Genomic DNA, 23906 nt, shown 5'->3' on the forward strand with positions numbered 1-23906 from the left:
CAGTTGATTTCCCGATCCTCGTAAGACGACTCACCCGGGCCTGACCGTTGTTGCATGACGCGGTATGCCTGCGCGAGTATCCGAACGATAGATTCTAACCTGCGCTCGCGACTTCGGGAGAACCGTCCGTTCACCGCCTCAGTTCCTGCACCAGGCGCTCGCGTGCGCGGCCGTCGCGGTGCTCGAAGGCGCCATCGATACGGCGCCGGTACCGATCCGGAACGTGTTCGCTCAGCCGTACCGTCTCCTCGAGCGCGGCCGCCGCGGTTGATACCACTGGCCCGAACCCCTCTTCGCGGAATGCGGCGGCCCGGCTCATCGGGCTGTCCGGGGCTCCGAGGTGATGGGACGGCGCAGTCTGCAGATACACCGTCGGTCGTCCGAGGTATGCGGCGTCGAGTGCGGCGGAGGCGGAGTAGTCGGTGAGAACGGTGGCGGCGGAGCCGAGGGCGGTCGCCTTTTCCGTGAGACTGGAGGCGACCTCGATGCCGGCTGCGGCGAAAAGGTCACGAGGGGCGCCGTCCGGCAGCAGGAGCACGACGCGGCGAGCCGCCGATCGCAGCTCCGGCATCTGCAGCACCGTACGCCATTCGGCGACGAAATCGGTCGCCCGCAGCTCGGCGAGCGCTTCGGCATCCAGCATCGCCGGGTGCTTGAGCGCGCGTGGCCAGCTCGGTGCGATCACGAGTGCGGACGGTTCGACGCGCGCCGCCTCGAGCAGGTCGTGGCGCGGCAGCCCGGTCAGGCGGACGCTGCGGGGCATCACGAGTGACGCGCCGTACCGGCCGCCCACCCGCTCCAGCTCGAGCGCTGAGGAGACCGGTACGAAGTCGGCCCGGGCCGTTGAGTCGTCGCGATAGGACAGGCGGTCGAGCTCGGCGTGCGGCAGCAGCGCGGTTCGCCAGGTGCGGCGCAGCCCCTGCCCGGGGAAGGGATCGAGTACGGAGCGATTGATGCGAGGGGCGAAGACCATCTGGGCGCGGCGCATCAGATCGAGGTGAACCGCGGAGCCCTCGGCGACCGTCTCGATGCCCGAGGCGCGCAGCGGTCCGACGTGCCGAGAACCCTCCGCCACGACGAAACGAGCCTCGACATCGGGGAGGTGACGCGCGGTGTATTCGTGCAGTGCTTCGCACTGCGCGGGGTCGCTCTGCTCGTCGACGGAGAAGATCCAGATCTGCTGCCGGCGGAGTCGGCTGAGGCCCGTGAGCAACGCGTTGCGCCTTCCGCTCGGAGCCGCGGGTGTCGTCGGGCTCCGCGTCGGCTTCGGGGGTTGTACCGCGATCGGGCTCTCGAGACCGCTCTGCTTCCGGATGTCAGCGGCGCCGAGCACAGTCCCGCCGAACTCGAGTGAGAACCCCGCATCGCAGACAAACCGGGTCTGAGAGGCGGATGCGGACCGGTACACGAACACGTGCTGATAGACCCAGGTGCTGCCGAGGAACTCGATCGGGCGGCGCTTCTGGTCGATGATCTTGGCGGTGCTGTCGCGGGGACGCAGGCCGATGGGAGACACCGGCTGCGTCGAGTAGATCGCGACGCGGCGCGAACCCGACGCCGGATACCACAGCAGGTGTTCCACGGGGGAGGCCTCGATATCGCCGACCGCGGCGAGCCAGGCCATCCGGAACTCCAGCGGTACCGCGAAGATATCGAAGCCTCGGATCCGTTCGGCTCCAATCCTTGCGAGATTGTGCGCGAGTGCGTCTCTGATCCTCGCGAGTTCTCCCTCGCCCGCCAGATCGACCGGTGAGTCTCGGCGACGATTTCGTCTGAACAGCATGAACACGAAGTACAGCAGGAGATTCCCCAGCCATGCGGGGCACTCCTCGCCCGCTCGGTCGAGGAGTCCCCGATGGGAGACTCCGAAGAGAGAGGCGTAGCGCGACATGTTGCCGCTCTGGGCGGAGACGATCGAGGATCCGTCCGCGCGACGCAGATACAGGTAGCGGGCACCCGGCACCAGTACATATCGGCTGTCGCTGCAGAGCAGGAAGTGGCCGATGAAGTCGGTATCGGACGATTGCAGGATCCGTTCGTCGAAACGCAGCCCGTGCATCTCGACCACCGAGCGCTTGAAGAATGCGACGCCGCCGAGGGTGTGGATCTTCCGAGGCTCGGCGTGCAGGTCGATCACGGAGTTCTCGGCGTCGACGTATCTGGCGTCGAGGGTGTGTCCGATCTCCTCGCCCGCCGGGGAGGTCAGGATCGCACGCGCCGCGAACATCGTCTCGTTCGGAAACGCTGCTCGCGCCCGCTCTACCTCGGACAGGTAGCCGGGATCGAGGCGATCATCCGGATCTGGGTGGCTGATCCATGCTCCGCGCGCCCACTCGAGTCCGGCGTTGCGGGCCGATGCGACGCCACCGTTGGGCTTCGAGAGGATGCGGACCGGGTAGTCGGTGGTGGCCATCCACGCGCGTACCGCGCCTTCTGAGTCTTCCGGACAGCCGTCGATCACGAAGATGAGCTCGTAGCCGGCGTGCTCGGCGGTCTGCTCCTCCAACGAGGCGAAGAAGGCGGGGAGATACTCGGCGACGCGATAGCATGCGATGATCAGACTCGTGTGAGGTGTCGTGCTGTCCCAGACGCTCGCCTCGCGGTTGGTGTGGGTCGAGACGGGACTATCCACGGTGCGGCTCCTCACCCGGTCGGGGGTCGACTCCGCGTCCCACTCGATAGATGCGCTTCGCGTTCTGATGGTCGATCTGACCGAAGAACCGTTCGATGCGCTGCTCGTAGCGGGGAGCGATGGCGCAGTCGTGCTCCAGGTATTCGATGAGCACGGAGACCAGCTCTTCCTCGGTCGTGGCGACTTCGCCGAAGGCATCTCGCGTGTAGTCGAAGGAGTCCTCGCGGTAGTGGGGAGGGATCGAGTCCGGCTGGTAGTAGACGACGGGCTTGCGCATGTGCGCGAAATCGAATTGAACCCCGGAGTAGTCCGTGATCATCAGGTCGGCGGCGGTCAGCAGGTCTTCATAGCTGACATCGTCGGTGGCAGCGCGCACCGAGATCCGCTCATCGTTCGACGTGAAGTCGGCCAGTTGAGAGCTGGCATTGGGGTGCAGCAGAAAGAGGAGACGGTAGCCGTGCAGGTGCAGAGCTTCGCGCAGCCGCCGGTTGCGGATGAGGGAATCGAACACTCGGAAGTAGGCGGTGCGGCGGAAGGCCCGATGCTCATCGGCCTGCCGGTCGCCCTGCTGAGGGTTGTGCAGATAGGCTCGCCAGGTCGGCGCGAGCAGCAGCATGCGCTGCGGGTTCGACTTCAGCCCGTCGTAGCGCGCGAACCCCGTGACCTCGACCTGTTCCGGACGATAGCCGTAGGAGGGCGTCAGCAGGTTGTCGCGCTCGGTTTCGGAGACGACGCAGACGCGATCGAAATCGGTATACCCGGCGTTGAGTACGTAATCGAGACGGTCGACGACGAGACCGTGATTGATGTAGACCAGTCGCGCATCGAAGAGGTCGCGGAAATGCTTCTGATCCTGCTGGAAGCCGAAGGTGTCCGTGGGCGACAGGCGCGTGGCGAAGACGACGTCGGCGTTGAGGTAGTGCAGCCGCTGCTCGTCGGTGCCGTACGGCAGATAACTCAGGCCCTTCTCGGTGAAGTGCTGCTCGAGAGAGGTGCCCCGGCCCAGCACATAGTGCTTCTCAATCCCGTCGTTCTGGTCGACGGCGAAGGCGAAGGCGTACTCCCCGTTGTCCCCGCCCTTCGCGATACGGTCGGCGTACATCCAGATGCGCTTGCGCGCGAAGCGTCGCCGAGTCAGGAAGTACTTGATGCGGAGACGCGCAGCAGAGACCTGCACGGGGTCGTGGGAGCCCCGGAGGAAGCGCTGCCTGCGCAACTCGGCTGCGATCAGTCGTCGCCGAGAATACGGGGCGACTTCGATCCTGCGGTAGGCCGGGGTGAGGATCACCGCTCCGCGGATCGCCCAGTATGCGCCTCGCTGATAGCTGAGCCTCGCGGTCGCGCGAGCGAAGTACAGGCGTAGCGGTACCGAGGACCCCTCTCGCTCGTAGCAGAACTCCAGCCGATCACCGAGCTGCGACAGCGGGATATCGACGTCGAAGGTGCGCCCGCGGTTGAGCACGCGGCCGTGCAGCAGCACATCGGCGAATCGCCCCAGATCGGGCAGGGGGAGCACCTGCTCACCGGTTCGCAGCACGAGAGAATACCCCGGGTAGTCGAAGACCAGGGGCAGCCGGCCCCGTACCGTGAGGGTGCCGTTCCGTACGTGCATGGCGTCGATCGTGACGCGCACGCTGCTCGGTCGCTCGAGCTCGATGCCGTTGAACGTGGTGACAGGCCCGTCATCGTCGGCGCCCTGCACGGGTGCGAAGGCCTGCTGATGCTTCAGACGGAGCAGATGCTTGCGCAGCGCCGGAGAGGAGATGCGGCTCTGGGGGCGCGGAGCCCAGACACGAGCATCGGCGACGTCGCCGAGGGCGCGGCCCAACAAACGGGAGTAAGAGGAGTACGCCTCGTCGGACAGGGTGAGCTTCTGGCCAGGGCCGCTGTTGAGCCGCAGGCGTACCGCCAGCAGGTGGACGAACACCTCCTGCAGATACTCGTTCGCCGGACCGAGATCGCGGGAGTCCTGCAGCAGGTGCGCCCATTCCCGAACGAAATCCGTATACCAGTCGATCGTGAGCGCCTCGGGCGCTTCGTCCGCACGATCCTCGTGAGTCTCGGGCGAATGGACCCCGCCGAGTACGCCGTAGCCGCCGGTGATGGACACTGCCGCAGCAAAGGAGAGGGTCCGGATACCGCAGTCGGCATGGCGGCGGGCAACGGCGGCGAGCACGTCGGCGCGTACGAGATTGGCGGTGGCACCCGTCCAGAGCGGGGCGCCGCTGCTCGCGATGACCGTCCGCAGCCCGTTGAGTTCGCCGTTGAGCCGATACTCGTAGGCGGCCTCGGTGAAGACGTGCAAGTCCTCGCCGCTGGCGGTGTCGAAAGCGTCGAATGCCGTGGGCTCGAATCGTGTGCCCGCCGGCACGAGGCAGACGCGGTCGGATGCGGACAGCCCATCGAGGGCCCCGAGGCTGAGCACGTCTCCCAGGCGCTCCCCGCGGAGCCGCCGGATGTCGTTGCCGACTGCGCTGCGGAGCTCTCGGATCGACTGTTCGGTGGCCTTCAGCTGAGTCGGATCATCCGATCCGAGGATCAGGAAGCGGATCCCCGGATCGGACGACTGCTGCGGGAACGGATCCTCGGCGACGCGCGCGACGTAGGACGGGTCGAGTGCGATCGAGGAGAGGATCTCGCGCGAGGCTAGAGGGGGATAACGCAGCACTCGCGCCTGCTGAGCGGTCTCGAGGCCGTGGGGGAGGAGGAGACGCACATCGGTGCGGCGGCAGCGACGGATCCATGACTCCGCTGCGAGCAGGCGCTGCCCGAACAGGTCGGGGAGCAGGATATCCACGCGCCGCAGGAACTCGCCGCGGTCGCAGTCCTCTTGACGCAGCACGCGGATCTGCCGGAGGGCCGGGTCCACCGCATCGGGCGCATCGAGCAGCCCGGCCTCATCGTAGAAGACGGTCTCGGCGACATCCTCCTGAGGCAGCATCTCGAGTACGCGCTCGAAATCCCATCGAGCGCGATCGGCGCGGGCGGGCAGCGGGACGCCGATCACCGGGCGGGCGGGCGGAGCCGCCTGCGTCGCGCTCGTGTTCTCGGCGCCGTCCAGCAGCTCTGCGGTGCTCCCGCGTGCGCGCAGGTGGGACAGCAGCGAGTGCGATGAGACGCGCCAGGTGGGGCGTACCCCGAAGCGCTCGCGCACCCGGTCCTCGCACCACCCGATCGGTGGCAGTGCCGGTGAGTCCGTGCGCCGCAGGAACTCGTCGAGCACGATCTCGACGTGCTCCGCGGTCACACCGAGTTCGCCGGAGTGGGGGAGCGCCCAGAGGAACTCGGGGTTGTCGAAGATCAGCGTGCCCACGCTCGTCGCATCCGCCCAGTTCATCCAGGCCGCGCGGCCTTGCTCGACGCTCTCCGTCAGCTCCGCGGTGATCGCGGCGCGGCTCATCGAGCTGAACCGAGGACGCATGCCGTTGAGCAGGCCGATAGGGCCTGGGGCGTCGCCGGCGAGCTCGCGTATGACCGATGGTGCGTCGCGGAGCGCGGCCAGGTTGTTGTTCCAGTCCGAGACCACAGCGGCTGCGAGGTGCTGACGGGGCGGCTCTCCGCGCATCCCGGGCGAAGACCAGCTGATGGCCGGACGCGCGTCGTTCAGATCCCACTGAGGTTCGGGCTGCGCGGCGATCCGACGATGGGCCGCACGGAACTGGCGCAGATAGCTCAAGCGGTTGCCCGACATCCAGTCGGGGCGGAAGTCCGAGCGGGAGAGCGAGCCGAGTGTCAGCTGCACCAGGCTGAGCGGCTCGGGTCTCTCGATGATCGCTTCGGCACCGAATGCGCCGATCAAGCGCTCTGCGAACTCCGAATCGGCGCCCTTGCGCACCGCGTCGAAGCGGCCCAGGCGGTTCAGCACCGGAACCCTGCGGAACAGCAGGGAAGAGGCATTGACGCGGTGCGGAAGGTAACCGAAATAGGTGAGCCTGCCATCCGTCAGCACGCGCTGGGCCCGAGACACCGAAGCGACCCGGGTGGGGTCATTGAGCAGCGGCAGCACCTGCAATTCGATGCGCTTCGGGTGCGAAAGGTCGTCGGCGTCCTGGAACGTGACGAAGTCTCCGCGGGCTGCGCGCAGACCGGCGTTCCTCGCCCGGTAAGCTCCGCCGTTCTGCTCCATGCGGATCACGCGCACGCGGGCGTCCGAGGCGGTGGCGGCCTCGAGGAACTCTTGACCGGAAGGTGAGCAGTCGTCCATGATCAGCACTTCGAGGTTCGACCAGGACTGTCGCGTGAGCGATGAGACGGTGTGGAGAAAACTCGCCTCGGGAGCATAGGTGGGAACGATGACGGTGACGAGCGGCTGCTCGTCGAGAGGGATCTCGGCGAGTGCGACCTCGGGGGCCTCGATCGCCGCGAAGACCTGTTCGAGGTCGCGAAGACGCGCGGGGTGCAACTCGTACGGCGGCAGCCCGTGTTCGGTGAACGGTGCGTTGAAAGCGCTCCACCAGAGGCTGAACTGATCCGGGATCCCCTCCGACCCGTCAGCACTGCGGTGCAGACCCCACTCCGCCGGCGTTTGCGGACGAAGGAAGTCGGTCTCGCCGGCCCAAGCCACTCCCGGCGGGAGGAACGGCAGCTTGACGAGCTCCTGGAAGAGCGCATGGGAGTCGGTGATGGCTGCGATCTGGGCGGCCAGACGCAGAGGGTGCACGGCTGCTTGCGTCCACAGCTTCGACTCGCCGGTCAGCGCCTGCAGCACGGTCGCGGCTGCATCGAAGTGCCGGGGGCTCGGATCGAGCACGCACGCCAGCAGCGCCGCGCAGGCGAGGTGAGGGGCGTTCCAGCGCAGCAACTGCTCGCGGGATCCGTCGGACTCGATCTTCTCGAGTGCCCCCCGCCAGCCGAGGGTGCCGCCGGTGGCGCGTGCGACGAGGTACTCGAGCACGTCGTACGAACGAAGCCGTCCGCCCAGCGAGAGCATCCGCCAGGGCTCGAGACGGTTGACATGCAGGAACTCGGCCGGGGTGAGCTCGCGGAGTGCTCCAGAGGCAGGCGTTCCGGTCGGGTCCATCGGTGCGTTCGCGTGAGGCGGCATGGATGCGCCGGCTACTGCTCCGCCGGGGAGTCCGAGGCGACCGGGGTTCTCCGGTCGTGCTGGGCGTTCTCGAACGCCAGGCGCGCGGCGATCCGCTCGGGGAGATGCTGCTCGATGCGGTCGAGTCGAGCGGTGACATCGGTCAACTCGCGCTGTACCGCCTCGCTGGTCGCGGTCGTATCGGTGTCGATCCCGCCCCGGAGAGAATCGCGCAGCTGATACACCGCGGTGAGGGTCTTCCGCAGGAACACGAGGACCACAAGACTGCAGACGGCAGGCACTACGAGCAGCGCGAGCAGTGCGATGCGCAGCGGGGCGAAGAGGCAGACGGCCGCGGTGGCGAGCACGCAGGCGCCGAGCACGACGATCGCGATGAGCTGGCGTTGAGAGGAGAGGCGCATGATCCTTCTTTTGCGGTTCTGTTCGGCCCGGGATGCCCGACGTGCGGGCCGCGGTCACTAGAGCCGGTGGATATTGCTTCCCTGCACGCTGTTGCGGGTGTCGAACACCGGGAGCGGCGCATCGACGAGCAGCGACAGGTCGATGTCGGAGTGATCGGTGACCACGATCACCACGTCGGCCTCGGCGAGTGTGTCGGGGGTCAGCTCGACGCGCTCGGCCCCCGCCGGCCAGCGATGATCCTCGACGTGGCTGTCGACGCCGAGCACGCGCGCGCCGTACTGGCCCAGCAGCTCGATGATCCGCAGCGCAGGCGATTCGCGGGAGTCGCCGGAGTCCTTCTTGTAGGCCACGCCCACCAGCAGCACGTTCGATCCCTTGAGCGCCTTGCCCTCGTCGTTGAGCAGGTGCATCGTGCGCTGCACCACGTGGTCGGGCATGTGCTCGTTGACGTCGTTCGCCAGCTCGACGAAGCGGAAGTTGCGGCCGAGCTCGGTGCGCACCTTCCACGAGAGGTAGCTCGGATCGATCGGCAGGCAGTGACCCCCGACACCGGGGCCCGGAGTGAACTTCATGTAGCCGAAGGGCTTGGTAGCCGCAGCGTCGATGGCCTCCCAGACGTTGACCCCCAGCTCGTGCGCGAACACGGCGAGCTCGTTGACGAGGGCGATGTTGACATGCCGGAAGGTGTTCTCGAGCAGCTTGGCCATCTCGGCCTCGCGCGGGGTGCTCACCGGCACCGTCCGGTCGACGAGGTCGGAGAAGAGCTGGTCGACCCGCTTCAGGGAGGCCTCGTCGATACCCGAGACGATCTTCGGGGTGGTCTTGAAGCTGAATTTCTGGTTGCCCGGATCGATGCGCTCCGGGCTGTACCCCACGTGGAAATCGCTGCCGGCGGTGAGGCCCGAGCCCTGCTCGAGAATCGGGATCAGCAGCTCCTGCGTGGTGCCGGGGTAGGTGGTCGACTCGAGCACCACCGTCGCGCCAGGGGTGATGTGCGGGGCCAGCGAGGCGCCCGAACTCTCGATGAAGCTCAGGTCGGGCAGCGAGTCCTTGAGCGGGGTGGGCACGGTGATCACCGCGTAGTCGAATCCAGCCGCCTCGTCGTAGCTGTTCGTGGCGCGGTACCGCCCCGAGTCGCGCGCGGCGGTGAGCGCGTCGTTCGAGATGTCCTCGACGTACGACTCTCCCCGGTTCAGCGCATCGATGCGGCGCTGATCGAAATCGATGCCGATGACGTCGTAGCCGGCCTCGACCGCCCTGACGGCGAGCGGAAGGCCTACGTAGCCCTGGCCGATGACGATGAGCTTGGGTGCAGCTGAACTGTTCACCAGCACATTCTAAACTGGAACACCTGTGTTGACGAACTTGCCGGAGCGCCCCGGTGGTAGATTGTGGGCTTGAAGTCACGGGTATCGGGGGCATATGAGCAGGGATCCAATCGATGCTCGAGATGAGCCGATCCTGGCCGACGATCTCAATCTTGCGGACGCGGAGTGGGAGGCGCGCGCGCCGCACACCACGCTGATCCTCGCCTGCTATCGGGTGGAGGAGTACCTGCCGGAGTTCCTCGCCTCGCTCGACGCCCAGACGGCCGATCACTCGGGGTACGAGGTGATCTTCGTGATCGACGGCTGCCCGGAACGATCCGAGGACGTGGTGCGGGAGTGGGCGGCGGACAGCGACTACGCCGTGCGCATCGTCGTGAAGCGCAACGGCGGGGTGGCATCGGCGAGGAACGCGGGGATCGCGCGCGCTCGGGGGGCCTGGATCTCGTCACCCGATCCCGACGACCGACTGGCGCCGGGCTATCTGGCGGAGATCGAGTCCGCTCGAGCGGAGCACCCGGAAGAACTCATGTTCGTGGGCCGCATCCGCCTGCAGGATCCGCAGCGGCGGGATATCCGCCATCCGCTCGATTCCAAGTACGCGGGCGGCGGGCGTCGCGTGGTCGACCTGCTCGAGACTCCCGACGACATCCAGACGCTCGGAGGGACGGTCTTCTTCAGCGCCGAGCGCATCACCGAGCACCGGCAGCGGGTGCGCGAGGATCTGCCGACGGCCTCGGACGCCGACTTCATCATGCGATACCTGCTGCTGAACGGGGCGCGGTACGTGCTGGTGCCCTCGGCGGAGTACTGCTATCAGCGACGCGTCGACGCTTCTTCGATCGTGAAGACCCAGGAGCGCAACATCGCGCGCTTCACGACGGTCTTCGGGGTGACGCACCGGGCCCTGCTCGAATCGGCAGGGCCCGAGTGCCCGCAGTGGCTGGCGAACACCCTGCTGTACTTCACCTTCTATCTCTTCCGCCGGAACCGTCAGACTGATTCGCCCGTCTACGGCGTCGCCCAGGAGATCCTCGACGAGATCCGCGCGGAGATCACCGAGAACCTGCGGCGCATGGGCGTCGACCGCATCGAGGCCTTCCGCATCTTCGATGTTCCCCTGGACGTGCGGATGGCCTGGCTCGCGGCTGCACGGCCCGGATTGCGCCGCTCTCCCGTCGAGCGTCTGAGCGGGGACCCCGCGGTGTCGTTGCGGGTGGGCTTCTACTCCGATGCGCAGGAGGCGCCCAGCGATCTGGAGGCGGGTGGCGCCGAGATCCGCGAAGCGAAAGCACGTCGCGTCGAGTATCTCGGCACGACCTGGACCTATCAGCACATCCTGCGACTCTCCCCGGCGGAGCCGGGAGCGGCCGTGCTGTCCAGCTCGGACGGCTTCGTCTTCGAGCTGGGCGGCAGGCCGTTCACGGCGGCCGAGATACGGGCGAAGCTCGGGCAGAGCAAGCCGCGGGGAGCCGCGGCTCCGCAGCCGAGCGCTCCGGTGCCGTCCCGGGCCTCGCAGCTGCGGCGTGCGATCGCGAGGCTCCGCTACTCGGTGCCGCTGAGACTCGCCGCGGTGACCGGCTACGGCCGGCGCTTCGCCGGGGCCTGGGTCTTCTCCGATGAGGCAGGTGGCGCCTCGTGGTTGCCGGAGATGTGCCGGAGCCTGCATGAGGCTCGACCCGACGCCCCGAACATCTGGTGCGTGGTCGATACCGCCCCCGACCGACGCGCCTTCCGCGGTCTGCGGACGGTGCGGAGCGGGAGCGTGCGGCACTTCATCCTGATGAAGCACGCGCGTCTGCTCGTGGCCACCGGTCTCTCCCCGCGCGAGCGGCAGCCCTTCCCCGCGGGGGTGCTCGCCCGGACGTGGCGATTCGTCTATCTGCCGCCCGACGCTCCCGGGTTGCGGGACTACCGTCGGATCAACCCGCTCCAGATCGATGCGATCGCGGCCGACGACCACGACGAGGGTGCCCTCTACGCGAGCGACGGCGGTGACTACCGGTTCCTCCCGAGCGAAGTCGTGCTCCTGCCCGGCTACCGTCGAGGAACGATCCGGGGCGAGGAAGCGCGAGAGGCATTCGAGACCTGCTCGGGCATGTCCCGCACCGACTAGGCTGGTCAGCGGTTCCGCACGCGATTGAAACAGAGGTAGCCATGAGGGTCGTCGTCATCGGAGATGTGAGCTGGAACGGCAATTACCATCTGGGCGACGAGGCGATGACCGAGGTGGCGATCGCCGAGTTGCGCAGGCGAGGAGTGCAGGTCACTCTCGTGGCCGGCGACCCCGGGATCTCCGCGCCGTTCTACGATGTCGACGCCGTGCCCCGGTTCGGCTATCGCACCATCTACCGGCGCGAGCCGAAGATCCGTCACCTCGAGGCGATCCTGGCCGGGGCGCGCGGCGAGGGCGAGATCCCGGCGGAGGCGGTGCGTGCCGTCGACGCCGTGAGGGCCGCCGACGCCGTGGTCATCGCGGGCGGGGGCAACCTCAACTCCAGCGGCATGCACCACATCTTCGAGCGCCTGACGCTCAAGCGGCTCGCCGAGCACTTCGGGATCCCGCTCTACGTCTCCAGTCAGACCGTCGGCCCGCACCTCCTCCCCGAGGACCGTGAGCTGGTCGGGGAGATCGCCTCCTACGCGCGAGCGTTCGGCGCCCGGGAGCGGACGACGGCCGCCCTGATGCGCGAGATCGTCGGCGACGCCGGCAACGTGGTGCACACGCTCGACGATGCGATCCTGCTGGAGCCGTCGCGCAGCCCGGAGGAGGCGCGCGAGCTGCTGGGGCTCTCCGAGCGCTACGTCGTCGGGAGCTTCACCTATCACGCCTGGTCCACGGGCCTCTCTCGCGAGGAGTACTACCGCAAGCTCGCAGTGATGCTCGACCAGATCGTCGCCGAGCAGGACGTCGATGTCGTGCTGCTGCCGCACATGGGCAAGCTGGGAGACACCGAGGATCTGGGGCAGGACGGTGACCGCTTCGGACACGAGCGGATCGCGGCCTATACGGCGAGCGGTCGAGTGCGCTCCTTCGACATCATCTCGGCGCGGGATCTGCTCGCGGTCACCGCCGGCGCGGTCTTCACCCTTTCGACGCGCTACCATCCCGTGGTGTTCGGGGCCGCCGTCGGCACCCCCGCGATCGGGATCGTCACGAGCTACTACTCGGCGGTCCGCATGCGGGGGGCGCTCGCCAACCTCGGCATGGAGTCCTTCGCGATCCCCTACGAGGCGTGGACGCCGCTCTTCGGCTCCAGAGCGCTTGCGGCGCTTCGGAACGACGGCGAGAAGATCCGGGCGGGGGTTCGGGCGGTCGGCCTCGCCCAGCGCGAGTATCAGTCGAGTTGGTGGGACGGGATCGTTGCCGATATTCGCGATGGGGGATCGGCGGTGCGGGAGGACCTGCCGACGGCTCCGGAGCTCTCCTGGGCCGACGCCCGGGACGAGGAACTGCTCGCGGTGACCCGCGTGGCTCAGGAAGGCACGAACCTCTACCGCCTGAACGCGTCCTTCACCGAGCAGGACCACGCGTCGCGGATCGGGCGACTCGAGAAGCAGTTGGCGGACACCCGCGAGGAGTTCGCGCGTCTGCAGGCCCAGTACGGTGAGTTGCGCCATCGCATGCGGCCCCCGGGGGCTGCGCTGCGGGATCGCGTGCGGCTGAAGCTGCGCGGCCTGCGCGGGAAGTAGGCGGGTCGTATGAGCGAGATCAGTCCGCTGGCGTTCATCGGTGAGGGCGTCGTCGTCGGCGACGAGGTGAAGATCGGGCCGGGTGCCGTGATCCTCGGCCCCTGCATCATCGAGAACCGGGTCTGGATCGGCCCGGGTGCCCAGATCGGGGCCCCGCCCGAGATGTCGAGCCTGCCGCAGAACACGGCCTGGACCGGGGATCTGCAGCACGCCGGTGTGCGCATCCGCGAGGGCGCGGTGATCCGCGAGGGAGCCGTGATCCACCAGGGCACCTATCGGGAGACCACCGTCGGCGCCCGCAGCTGGGTGCTCAACCGCGCCTACCTCGCCCACGACGTGCTGCTCGGGGCCGACTCGACCGTCTCCGCGGGAGTCTCGATCGGCGGGCACTGCGCGATCGGCGATCGCGTCAACATCGGCATGAACGCCGTCGTGCATCAGCGTCGTGTCATTGCCCCGGGTGCCATGGTGGGCATGGGGACCCCGGTCACCCGTGACGTGCCCCCGTTCGGGAAGGTGTACGGCACACCCCCGCGGCTGACGGGCGTCAACGCAGTGGGCATCGAACGCGCGGGGTGCGGATCCGAGGTGGCCGCCGCGCTGCTGGCCCACTACGAGACGGGCGAGTTCCTGGCCGGGAACGATTGGCTGCCGGACGACCTCGCCGCGCTGAGCGATCACATCGCGTGGTGGCGGGCTCAGCCCGATCTGCGCCCGGTCACTGCGGCGCTCGACTGATCCATCGCTGCAGAGGGTCATCAGGGAAAACGAAGTAGACTGCTTCCTCGTGGTGTATCAAGCGGCGCTCACGGACCCCGAGTACAGCGCTCCGGGCAAGAGCAAGGGTCTCTGGGATGTCCTCAGGCATCGGTATCTTCTCTCGCTGTTGCTGAAGAAGAACGTCGCGACCCGGTACTACGGCTCGGTGCTCGGTTGGATGTGGTCGTATGTGCGCCCCGCCGCGCAGTTCCTCATGTACTACGTGGTGATCGGAGTGCTGCTCGGCGGCCGTGAACTGCCGTACTTCCACGTGTACCTTTTCGGTGGCATCATCACGGTCAACCTCTTCAGCGAGGCCCTGCGCAACTCGACCAATGCGATCACGGGCAACGCCTCGCTGGTCAAGAAGATCTATCTGCCGCGCGAGCTCTTCCCGGTCTCTGCGATCGGTGCCGCGTTCATCCACTTCCTGCCGCAGGCGGCTGTGCTGCTTGTCATCTGCATCATCGTCGGTTGGACGGTCACCTGGATGCAGGTAGCGGCCTTCCTGCTCGGTCTCCTGATCGTGATGATCTTCGCGCTCGGACTCGGGCTGTTCTTCGGCGCGATTAATGTCGCCTACCGCGATGCGGGCAACATCGTGGACCTCATCCTGATGTTCTCCACCTGGGCCTCGCCCGTGCTCTACTCCTCTCAGCTGGTGCGTGAGTTGGCGCCTTCCTGGCTCTACCACCTCTACATGGTCAATCCGGTCACCACGACCGTCGAGCTCTTCCACGATGTGTTCTGGTTACCACTCGCCCCGGGATCGGAGCGGCCGGACCACCTCATGCTCAACGCGCTGATCGGTCTCGCAATCGCGCTCGTCACGCTGCTCATCGGACAGCTCACGTTCCGGAAGATGGAGGGGAACTTTGCCCAGCACCTCTGAGACGTCGGCTGCCGTGCAGAAGCCCGCCATCGTCATGAACGACATCACAAAGTCGTTCACGCTCAAGCACAACAACTCGTTCAAGGAGCTGTTTCTCGCTCTGTTGAGGCGCGAAAAGCTCAGCACGCACTTCAACGCCGTCGAGGGAATCACCCTCGAGGTGCCGCCTGGGCAGTCGATCGCGCTCATGGGACGCAACGGTTCCGGCAAATCGACCACGCTCAAGATGCTCTCCGGTGTCATGCGTCCCGACAGGGGCTGGGTCCGCACTCGCGGTCGTGTTGCGGGACTGATCGAGGTGAGCGCGGGTTTCAACCCCAACCTCACCGGTCGCGACAACGTCTACCTCAACGCGGCGATCCTCGGCATGTCGAAGAAGGAGACCGACGCCCGCTTCGACGACATCCTGGAGTTCTCGGAGATCGGCGAGTTCATCGATACCGAGGTGAAGCACTACTCCTCGGGTATGCAGGCCCGGCTCGGCTTCTCGGTCGCGGTGCACACCGAGGTCGACGTGCTGCTGATCGACGAGGTGCTGTCGGTCGGTGATGCGGCCTTCCGCAAGAAGTGCGCCGACCGCATGCTGGAGATGCGCGCTCGTGGCACCACCATGTTCGTCGTGAGCCACAGCGCCAGCCAGGTCAAGCAGCTCTGCGACCGCGGCGTGGTGCTGCACCGCGGGCGGGCCATCTTCGACGGGCCCATCGAAGAGGCGCTCAAGGTGCTCGACAATACGAGCGGTGCGGCCGCCCGTCGTCTGAAACAGGCGAAGAAAGGGCATTTCGATCCGCGCGAGTCGTTGGATGATTTCATTGATGAGCATCCGAACAAGTACGGCACGCTTGAGGGAGAGCCCGCCGTGGTCGAGGAGAACGGCGGGGGCCTGCTGCAGTTCTGCAGTGAGGGACTGATCCTCACCTCCGTATCGTTGAAGACCACGCAGGGTCTTCGCAACGGTGCCTTCCAGCGGGCGTACGCGGCCGCGGGCGGGCCGACGGGAGAGTGGGGATTCGTGGCGGGGAAGATGCAGAGCCTCGACGAGAACGGCCGCAAGTCACTGCGCTTCCAGCACGGGACCGCGTTCTTCTCTCCCGACTCCGAGGTCGAGTTCATCAGGGACTGAGCTCGGCGCAAGGCACTCCCGAGTACACTCGCAGGGATGAGTTCCATGCGCACGCTTTCGCGATCCGTCGCCCAGGGCATCGGCCTGCTCGTGGACCGGGAGCGGCCCTGGCGGCGCGACTTCCTATTGCTGCGCGCCGCGAACCGGCTCTCGCCCGGACTCGTGGCGAGCGCGCGGCGGCGCCTCGAGAGCCGTCTGCACGACTATCCCGAAGCGCTCGTGCCCTACCTCGACTATGTGGAGCAGCGCGAGGGTGCGGAGGCTGTGCTCATGTATGCACAGCGGCTTGCGGAGCAGGACGGTACGACCGCTGCCATGCTCGTCGAGATCGCCAAGGCGCACTACCTGCGCAGAGCCCTCTCTCTCGGTGATTTCTACATCGAGCGGGCCAAGGAGAGCGATCCCGCCTGTGCCCGTATCTATGACGAGGAAGCCTGGAATCAGCGTGCTCGCGGCAACCTGCACCGTGAGATCCACGCAGTCGAGCAGTCGATCGCGCTCGCTTCAGATGAACGGCAGCGGCTCTACTGGCGTATCTGGCTCGGAGAGGCTCTGATCCGGCAGGATCGCCTCGAAGCGGCCTGGGAACACCTGCAGCTGTTTCCGAGGCTCGCTCCCGATGACGAGCGGTTGCTCAGCGCCGGCTACTGCGCGAGCCGCCTGGGGATGCGAGACGAGGCGGTAGCCGCCTACCGTCGTTACGCACCCCTGGAAGTGGACGGCTTCGACAGATTGAGAATCGCGAAAGACCAGTTCCGACTGTTCCAGCGGGCCGACGAGGTCGCCGCGCTGTTGAGCGGTCTCGACGAGACCTCGGACACCGAGCAGCTCGAGTTGAGTGCGGCGGCGCGTTTTCAGCTCGGTGAACTTCACACTGCCCTCGAGCACCTCAGGATCGCGGCCGCGCGAGCAGACCGCGCCCACGAGACCCGGGGGCGGCTGGGTATGCTGCTCGAACTGCTCGACCGCCCGCGGCAGGCCCTTGACGCTTATCGAGGAGCGGACGATCATGAGCGCAGCGCCCTCATCCGTTACCGCTTCGGCACACTGCTGCAAGCGGATGGACTGGTCGAAGAGGCGGTGACGCAGTACCTGAGAGGAGTCGCGCTCGGGCCGATTCTCGCGGGTGAGGAAGAAGTCGACCCGGCGCTGCCGGGGCTGATCGCCGAACTGAACGCGACGGCATCCACCGAGAGGATCGCGGAGCTCGCGAACGCCGAGGCCACAGGAGCCGTCGGTTCGACGCGGACGGGTGACGCGGGAGAACTCCTCGAACAGGTCGCCCGTCGTGCCAGCAGCCATGATCTTCTGTCGAGCAGCTCGATGCGTCTCTCCGCCGAGCTTGCAGCGAGTGGTGCGTGGGAGCTGTCGTGGGCATCGATCGTCCGTTCTCAGCGCGACCGCCTGCCATCGCTGCCGTTCACAGCGGACGACCGCAGCGACCTCGGCTCCCCGCTCGACCTGTTCTACGACGAGTGCTGCGAGACGGAGCCGATCCAGCCCCGCACCGTGCTCTACGAATCCTCGCTCGGAGCCACCACCTCCTGCAATCCGCTGGCCATCTGCCGCGAACTGCTCGACGATCCGCAGTACGCCGATCTGCTGCACGTCTGGAGCATCGCTCCCGGCGCCGCGATTCACCCCTCCCTGCTGGATCGCCCGAACGTGGTGTTCGTGCGCAAGGGCTCGCCCGGCCACTTCCGATATCTGGCGAGCGCCGGATACATCGTCAACAACTCGACGATCGAGTACGGCTTCTCGAAGCGCGACGGCCAGCGCTATCTCAACACCTGGCACGGTGTGCCGTGGAAGACGATGGGCCGCGACAACCGCTCCGAGCCCTTCGCCTACGGCAATATCAGCCGCAACTTCCTGCACGCCGACGCGGTGCTCGGCCCCGATCCCCACACCCTCGACGTCCTCTCGCGCGGACACGACGTCGACCAGCTGATCCCGCAGGTGTTCGTACGCGGAGGCTACCCGCGCAACGATCTCTCGGTGAAGCTGAACGACGAGGATCGCGCGAAGCTGCGCGATGCTCTCGGCGTGCCGACCGACGGTCGACTGGTGCTGTACATGCCCACCTGGAAGGGCACCTTCACCGAGCGCGACGCCGAGGTGCAGCAGGTGGTCGACATCGCACGCGGGCTCGGTGCGCCCGGGCTCACCGTGGCCGTGCGCGCGCACCACTATGTGAGCGAGGCGTTCCGCGGTGCCTCCGACCCCGAGGGGTTCGTGTTCGTGCCGCCCCAGCTCGACACCAACGAGCTCATCGGTGCCGCCGATGCCGTGGTCACCGACTTCTCGAGCGTGCTCTTCGACGCAGCGGCGGTGGGCGTGCCGGTGGTCAAGCTCATCGCCGACATCGAGGAGTACTCCGCAGATCGCGGCCTGTACTTCGGCGCCGAGGAGGTGCCCGGCGCCAACGCGCGCAGCACCGAGGAGGCGCGCCAGCTGCTGCTGCAGGCGGTGCAGGATCGCCAGGGCTTCATTGACGAGTACGCCGAGCTGACCACTCGCTTCAGCTCTCCCGAGACGGGCACCTCGGCACGACGGGCGGTCGAACTGCTGTTCGGCGCCGACGGCGATCCCGCGCCCGATGGAGGGACGCCCGGGGTGTCGACCGAATCGGAGAACGATCAGCGCGCCGTGCTGCTCTCAACCGGAGGCCTGCCCCCGAACGGGATCACCCGGTCTGTGCGCAGCCTCATCGCCGCACTCGACGGCAGCGAGTACACCCCGTATCTCATGCCGAACCGCAACGCGCTCGAGGGCGCCGCGGCCGACACGCTCGCGGATGTGCGGCGGTATGCCCGAGTGCTGCCGCAGGTGGGGCAGTACTCCGGAACCCGCATGGAGCGCGAGGCCCTGCAGTTCTTCTCCACCCGGCGCTACATCGACTTCCCGCTCGCGAAGCGCCATGTCGCGCGCGCCATGGAGCGCGAGGCGCGCCGGCTCTTCGGGCAGGCCGTGTTCCACTCGGCCGTCGAGTTCAGCGCCTACGACGCGAAGAACATCGCGCTCGTCAACGACGGCGTGCGCATCGCCGGCGGACGTCGGGGCATCATCTTCCACAACGAGATGTGGAAGGAGATCGAGAACAAGTATCCGCGGCTGCGCGCCGGCCTGCTGACGATGGATCGCATGGCCTTCTGCGCCTCGGTGAGCGACGGGGTGCGCGACTACAACGCCGAGACCATGCACGAGCACCTGGGCGTGCCGCGCGAGAAGCACATCACGATCGAGAACACCATCAACGTCGCCGAGATCCGCGCGCTCGCCGAGATCCCCCTCGATCCCGCAGACGCGGAGTGGTACGGCTCCGAGGGGGCGCACGCCTGCGTGATCGCGCGGCTCTCGCACGAGAAGAACCACGCGCAGCTCTTCGACGCGCTCGCCGCATGCCGGGAGAAGCTCAGCCGCCCCGTGAAGATCACCTGCCTCGGCGAGGGGCCGCTGCGGCTCGAACTCGAACGCCAGATCGCGGCACGGGGACTCGGCGACCTCGTGCGCCTGCGCGGCCTCGTGCCCAACCCGCAGTCGCACCTCGAAGCGGCGGGCGCCCTGATCCTGCCCTCGCTGCACGAGGGGCAGCCGCTCGTGATCCTCGAAGCGCTCACAGTCGGAGCCCCGGTCGTTGCGACCGATACTCCGGGATCGCGATCCGTGCTGCACGACGGCGCATTCGGGCCGATCGTGCCGATCTCCCTCGAAGGGCTCGTCGAGGCGCTGCATCGGGTCGCCGACGGACGGCTCTCCGGAACGGAGACGTTCGATCCCGAAGCCTTCACCGCTCGCTCGCTGCGCATGTTCACGGAGGCCATCGACCCGGTCGGCTGAGCCCGTTCTCCGCACCCCATCCCCGTGCCGTCATCCTGGCCCCCGCCGATTGAGCCTGTCGAGATCAAGGGGTGCCGCAGGACGCTTCCGCCGATCGAGCCCGTCAGATTCCCAGTTCCGCGATGAGCGCTTCGACGCGGGCACGGATCTCGTCACGGATCAGCCGCACGGCTTCGATGCCCTGCCCCGCGGGGTCATCGAGTTTCCAGTCCTCGTAGCGCTTCCCGGGGAAGAACGGGCACGCATCCCCGCAGCCCATGGTGACCACCGCGTCAGAGGCCTGCACGGCCTCGGGGGTGAGTATCTTCGGCTGCTCTGCGGTGATGTCGATCCCGAGCTCCTGCATCGCCGCGATCGCGACGGGATTGATCTGATCGGCAGGAATCGACCCCGCCGATCTGACTTCGATGCGGTCTCCGGCGAGGTGACGGAGCCAGGCCGCGGCCATCTGGGATCGGCCGGCGTTGTGGACGCAGACGAACAGCACGGTGGGAGTGCTCATAGGGCTTCCTTCCTGGAACGGTGTGGCGCTATGCGATGAGGGTGAGGAGAACGCCGCCGACCGCCCCCGCGATCACGACGATCCAGGGCGGCAGCCTGCAGACGACGAGGAGCCCGAAGCAGGCCAGCGCAAGTATGAACGATCCCGGGCCGGTCACCGCGGTGGAGAAGACGGGGGTGCAGAGCGCAGCGGCGAGGATCCCGACGACGGCGGCGTTCGCACCGCGCATCACGGCCTGCGCCCATGCGCGCCGCCGCAGGGAGCTCCAGAACGGGAGCACCCCGAGCAGGAGCAGGAAGCCGGGAAGGAAGATCCCGACCAGCGCGATCGCCGCACCGCCGATCCCGCCGGGGCCGACCTGGGAGATGACGCCGAGATAGCCTGCGAAGGCGAACAGCGGCCCCGGCAGCGCTTGGGCGGCACCGTATCCGGCGAGGAAGTCAGGATCCGGCACCCAGCCGGGGGCGACGACGCCGGCCTGCAAGAGCGGCAGGGCGACGTGTCCACCGCCGAACACGAGAGCTCCGGCGCGATAGAACGCATCGAACAGGATGATCCCCGAGGACCCGGTCACAGTGGCGAGCAGCGGCCCGCCGAACAGCAGCACGGCGAACACCGAGAGGCAGACGATGCTCAAGCTCCGATGGACCGGGAAGCGGAGAGCAGCGCCCGCAGCCGCAGCCGCAGCCGGGGCGCGGCAGAGCAGATAGCCGGCGACCGCGCCGAACAGGATGGCCACGATTTGACCGACGGAGCCGGCGACCAGCAGCGCGGCGACGGCCGCGATGACCGCGATGGATGCGCGGCGCAGATCCGGGGTGAGCGTCTTCGCCATACCGAGCACCGCTTGCGCGACGATCGCGACCGCGACGATCTTCAACCCCGAGAGCACCCCTTGCCCGATCGCGCCGGTGATCAGGGAGGCCCCGTAGGCGAATGCGACCATCAGGGCCGCAGACGGCAGCGTGAACGCGAGAAAGGCCGCCGCTGCACCGCGCAGCCCGGCGCGGTGCAGGCCGATCCCGAACCCGACCTGGCTGGATGCCGGGCCGGGCAGGAACTGGCAGAGCGCGACGAGATCCGCGTACGCCTGATCATCGACCCACCTTCTGCGTTCGACGAGCTCGGTGCGGAAGTAGCCCAGGTGCGCGACCGGTCCGCCGAACGAGGTCATTCCGAGCACGAGAAACACCCGGAACACCTCCCACGCCGACCCGCGCGCTCCCGCGACCGCGCTCATCGGGCTCTTCTGCCGGATGCCGGGGTCAAGGAGTCGAGCAGGGCGCGGACGCGGCCCTCGAGGTCATCGCGGATCGCCGCGAGCCCCTCCGGTGAGGCGAGCGCGGGATCGCCGACAGCCCAGTCCTCGTAGCGGATACCGGGGATGACCGGGCACACGTCCCCGCACCCCATCGTCACCACGACATCGGCGGCACGCACGGCGTCATCGGTGAGGGGCTTCGGGAACGCAGTCTCCGCCTCGCCCTCGCCCTTGCCGTCGCCCTTGCCCTCGATCTGCGTGAGGAGCGATCGGACGTGCGGGTGCACGTCGGAGGCCGGGGCGGATCCCGCAGAGCGGGCGATGACGTCACCTCGTGCGAGCCGATTCACGATCGCGGCGGCGAGCTGAGAGCGGCCCGCGTTCTGCACGCAGACGAACAGCACCCGTGGTACTCCGCCCTGGCGGTCGCGGGTGAGGTCTGAGAGACGCTGGCGTGCGAACCGCTCGGTGAGCGGTATCAGGTGCCGGGAGAGTCTCGCCGACCGCACGAGACCCGCGTAGGACTCCCGCACGATCGCAACCACGAGGTCGTGGTTCACGTCGGTCAGCTCTTCGGCGAGCTCATCGGCGAGGCGGGTCACACGGCCGTCCATCGTGCGCAGCGCTTCTGCACGCTGATCGGAATCGTCGGCGTCGGCGGCGGCCTCGGCGTCGGCGGCGGCGACCGTCGCGGCGGGCGCGAAGGCGTCGAGCAGCGCGGTCACCGCGCCGCGCCGGGCCGGAGCGATGCGATAGTAGACCCAGGTGCCGCGCCGCTCCGACAGCAGCATCCCGGTCTCCTTCAAGACCTTCAGATGGTGCGAGATCGTGGGCTGGGAGACATCGGCGAGTCCGGTGAGGTCGCAGACGCAGCACTCGCCGCGCGGGTCGGCCGCGATCGCGGAGAGCATCCGCAGCCGCAGCGGGTCGGACAGCGACTTCAGAACGCGGGCGACGGTCGCGGACGCTTCGGAACCGATGGCATGTGTCGCCGCCGGCGTGCAGGAGTCGGTTTCGAGCGCGGCGATCATGAGGGAGTCCCTTCGTGGGGGTCGATGCGGAACCAGGCGCGAGCCGCCCGGAGCGAGACGTAGACGAGCCCCACGAGCACGGGCACCTCGATCAGCGGGCCGACCACACCCGCGAGGGCCTGCCCGGAGGTCGCGCCGAAGGTGCCGATGGCGACCGCGATCGCGAGTTCGAAGTTGTTGCCGGCAGCGGTGAACGCGAGGGCCGTGGAGCGGGCGTAGCCGAGGCCGAGACGCTTGCCGAGCAGAAGCCCGGCGAACCACATGAGCGCGAAGTAGACGAGCAGCGGCAGTGCGATGCGGATAACGTCGAGCGGCCGCTTCGCGATCTGATCGCCTTGCAGCGCGAACAGCAGCACGGTCGTGAAGAGCAGCCCGTGCAGCGCCCACGGGCCGATCCGGGGGAGGAACGTCTGCTCGTACCAGTCGCGACCCCTGCGCTTCTCGCCGATCCATCTCGACGCGAACCCCGCGACCAGCGGCACACCGAGAAGACGAGCACGTTGAGTGCGATCTGCCCCATCGACACCTCGAGTCCTTGCGTGTCGAGGTTCAGCCAGCCCGGAAGCACGGTGAGGTAGAACCATCCGAGCACCGAGAACATCACGACCTGGAAGATCGAGTTGATCGCCACCAGTACCGCCGTCGCCTCCCTGTCGCCGCAGGCCAGGTCGTTCCAGATCACCACCATCGCGATGCAGCGGGCCAGGCCCACGATGATGAGTCCAGTTCGGTACTCGGGCAGATCAGGCAGGAACAGCCACGCGAGCGCGAACATCACCGCCGGTCCTGCCAGCCAGTTCAGCACGAGCGAGGAGACGAGGAGACGCTTGTCGCCGGTGACGGCCGAGATCTTGTCGTAGCGGACCTTCGCGAGCACCGGGTACATCATGACCAGCAGGCCCAGGCCGATCGGCACCGAGATCCCGCCCACCTCCATGCGGGCGAGCAGATCCGCGACTCCCGGGACGAACCTGCCCAGCAGGAGCCCCGCGACCATCGCGGCCCCGATCCACGCGGGCAGCCACCGGTCCGGAGTCGAGAGCCGGCGCGTCGCCGGTGCGACCTCCGTGACTTCCTGTTTCGGCATGCATCTATATTGATGTATGTCTAAATAGGGGGCAAGGCGGACGGACGGTCTTCACGGAGTGTTCATCTCCGGGTCGGTCCTGTTGGGGAAGGCTCCCGCCGGTCGAGCTGGTCGCCCACCCCGCCGATTGAGCTTGTCGCCCGCCCCGCCGATTGAGCTTGTCGAAATCGAGGGGGCTCCCGCCGATTGAGCCTGTCGAATCAAGAGAGCGTGGGATCTTGCTCCCGCTGATTGGGCTTGTCGAAATCAAGGGGGGCTTCCGCTGATTGAGCTTGTCGAAATCAAGGGAGCATGGGATCGCGTTCCCGCCGATTG

Annotated in this window: 13 protein-coding genes and 1 pseudogene; 6 read left to right on the forward strand and 8 right to left on the reverse strand. The window is 67.5% G+C overall.

The genetic code is table 11. From position 1 onward, the window contains the following. Nucleotides 1-130: 130 nt before the first annotated feature. Genes AMS65_RS10830 through AMS65_RS10845 form a run of 4 tightly spaced genes read right to left on the reverse strand, consistent with a single transcriptional unit; the run spans nt 131 to nt 9406 of the window. A complete protein-coding gene (locus AMS65_RS10830) occupies nt 131-2632 on the reverse strand; it encodes a bifunctional glycosyltransferase/CDP-glycerol:glycerophosphate glycerophosphotransferase (protein WP_053384191.1) in 2502 nt (833 codons plus the stop codon). After that, the gene (locus AMS65_RS10835) at nt 2625-7652 is read right to left on the reverse strand and encodes a bifunctional glycosyltransferase/CDP-glycerol:glycerophosphate glycerophosphotransferase (protein ID WP_053384192.1); all 5028 of its coding nucleotides are present in this window, start codon (nt 7650-7652) and stop codon (nt 2625-2627) included. The genes AMS65_RS10830 and AMS65_RS10835 overlap by 8 nt, the downstream gene beginning before the upstream one ends. Nucleotides 7653-7687: 35 nt before the next feature. Next, nucleotides 7688-8077: an amastin family protein gene (locus tag AMS65_RS10840; protein WP_053384193.1), complete on the reverse strand. Its 390-nt coding sequence runs from the start codon at nt 8075-8077 to the stop codon at nt 7688-7690. A 57-nt stretch (nt 8078-8134) separates the two neighbouring features. Next, nucleotides 8135-9406 (reverse strand): nucleotide sugar dehydrogenase, encoded by a 1272-nt coding sequence (locus tag AMS65_RS10845; RefSeq protein WP_053384194.1) that lies wholly within the window; start codon nt 9404-9406, stop codon nt 8135-8137. 94 nt (nt 9407-9500) lie between these two features. Between AMS65_RS10845 and AMS65_RS10850 the strand changes: the two genes are divergently transcribed. Genes AMS65_RS10850 through AMS65_RS10875 form a run of 6 tightly spaced genes read left to right on the forward strand, consistent with a single transcriptional unit; the run spans nt 9501 to nt 19710 of the window. After that, nucleotides 9501-11519 carry a glycosyltransferase gene (locus AMS65_RS10850; RefSeq protein WP_053384195.1) on the forward strand — a complete coding sequence of 673 codons (2019 nt, stop codon included), beginning with the start codon at nt 9501-9503 and terminating at the stop codon, nt 11517-11519. Nucleotides 11520-11560: 41 nt separating this feature from the next. Continuing rightward, nucleotides 11561-13096 (forward strand): polysaccharide pyruvyl transferase family protein, encoded by a 1536-nt coding sequence (locus AMS65_RS10855; protein WP_053384196.1) that lies wholly within the window; start codon nt 11561-11563, stop codon nt 13094-13096. Nucleotides 13097-13105: 9 nt separating this feature from the next. Next, the gene (locus AMS65_RS10860) at nt 13106-13834 is read left to right on the forward strand and encodes a DapH/DapD/GlmU-related protein (RefSeq protein WP_053384197.1); all 729 of its coding nucleotides are present in this window, start codon (nt 13106-13108) and stop codon (nt 13832-13834) included. Nucleotides 13835-13883: 49 nt separating this feature from the next. Next, entirely contained in the window at nt 13884-14747 is an 864-nt protein-coding gene (locus AMS65_RS10865; protein WP_053384198.1) for an ABC transporter permease, read from the forward strand. Next, nucleotides 14731-15870: an ABC transporter ATP-binding protein gene (locus AMS65_RS20505; protein ID WP_306455228.1), complete on the forward strand. Its 1140-nt coding sequence runs from the start codon at nt 14731-14733 to the stop codon at nt 15868-15870. Before AMS65_RS10865 ends, AMS65_RS20505 begins: the two co-directional genes overlap by 17 nt. Before the next feature lie 36 nt (nt 15871-15906). Continuing rightward, nucleotides 15907-19710 (forward strand): CDP-glycerol glycerophosphotransferase family protein, encoded by a 3804-nt coding sequence (locus AMS65_RS10875; protein WP_083451631.1) that lies wholly within the window; start codon nt 15907-15909, stop codon nt 19708-19710. A 103-nt stretch (nt 19711-19813) separates the two neighbouring features. Here AMS65_RS10875 and AMS65_RS10880 read toward each other — a convergent pair whose 3' ends face one another. The 4 genes and pseudogenes from AMS65_RS10880 to arsB all read right to left on the reverse strand — a co-directional run bounded on the left by AMS65_RS10880 (nt 19814) and on the right by arsB (nt 23591). Next, on the reverse strand, nt 19814-20212 hold the full coding sequence (locus AMS65_RS10880) for an arsenate reductase ArsC (protein WP_053384200.1): 399 nt from the start codon (nt 20210-20212) through the stop codon (nt 19814-19816). 28 nt (nt 20213-20240) lie between these two features. Further along, the gene (chrA, locus tag AMS65_RS10885) at nt 20241-21452 is read right to left on the reverse strand and encodes a chromate efflux transporter (RefSeq protein WP_053384201.1); all 1212 of its coding nucleotides are present in this window, start codon (nt 21450-21452) and stop codon (nt 20241-20243) included. After that, nucleotides 21449-22504, reverse strand: coding sequence for a metalloregulator ArsR/SmtB family transcription factor (locus AMS65_RS10890; protein ID WP_053384202.1), 1056 nt, complete (start codon nt 22502-22504; stop codon nt 21449-21451). The genes chrA and AMS65_RS10890 overlap by 4 nt, the downstream gene beginning before the upstream one ends. Continuing rightward, a pseudogene (gene arsB, locus AMS65_RS10895) lies at nt 22501-23591 on the reverse strand (ACR3 family arsenite efflux transporter). The gene AMS65_RS10890 and the pseudogene arsB overlap by 4 nt, the downstream one beginning before the upstream one ends. Nucleotides 23592-23906: the final 315 nt, after the last annotated feature.

The sequence above is a fragment of the Leucobacter celer subsp. astrifaciens genome, assembly GCF_001273835.1.
Taxonomy (GTDB): Bacteria; Actinomycetota; Actinomycetes; order Actinomycetales; family Microbacteriaceae; genus Leucobacter; species Leucobacter celer.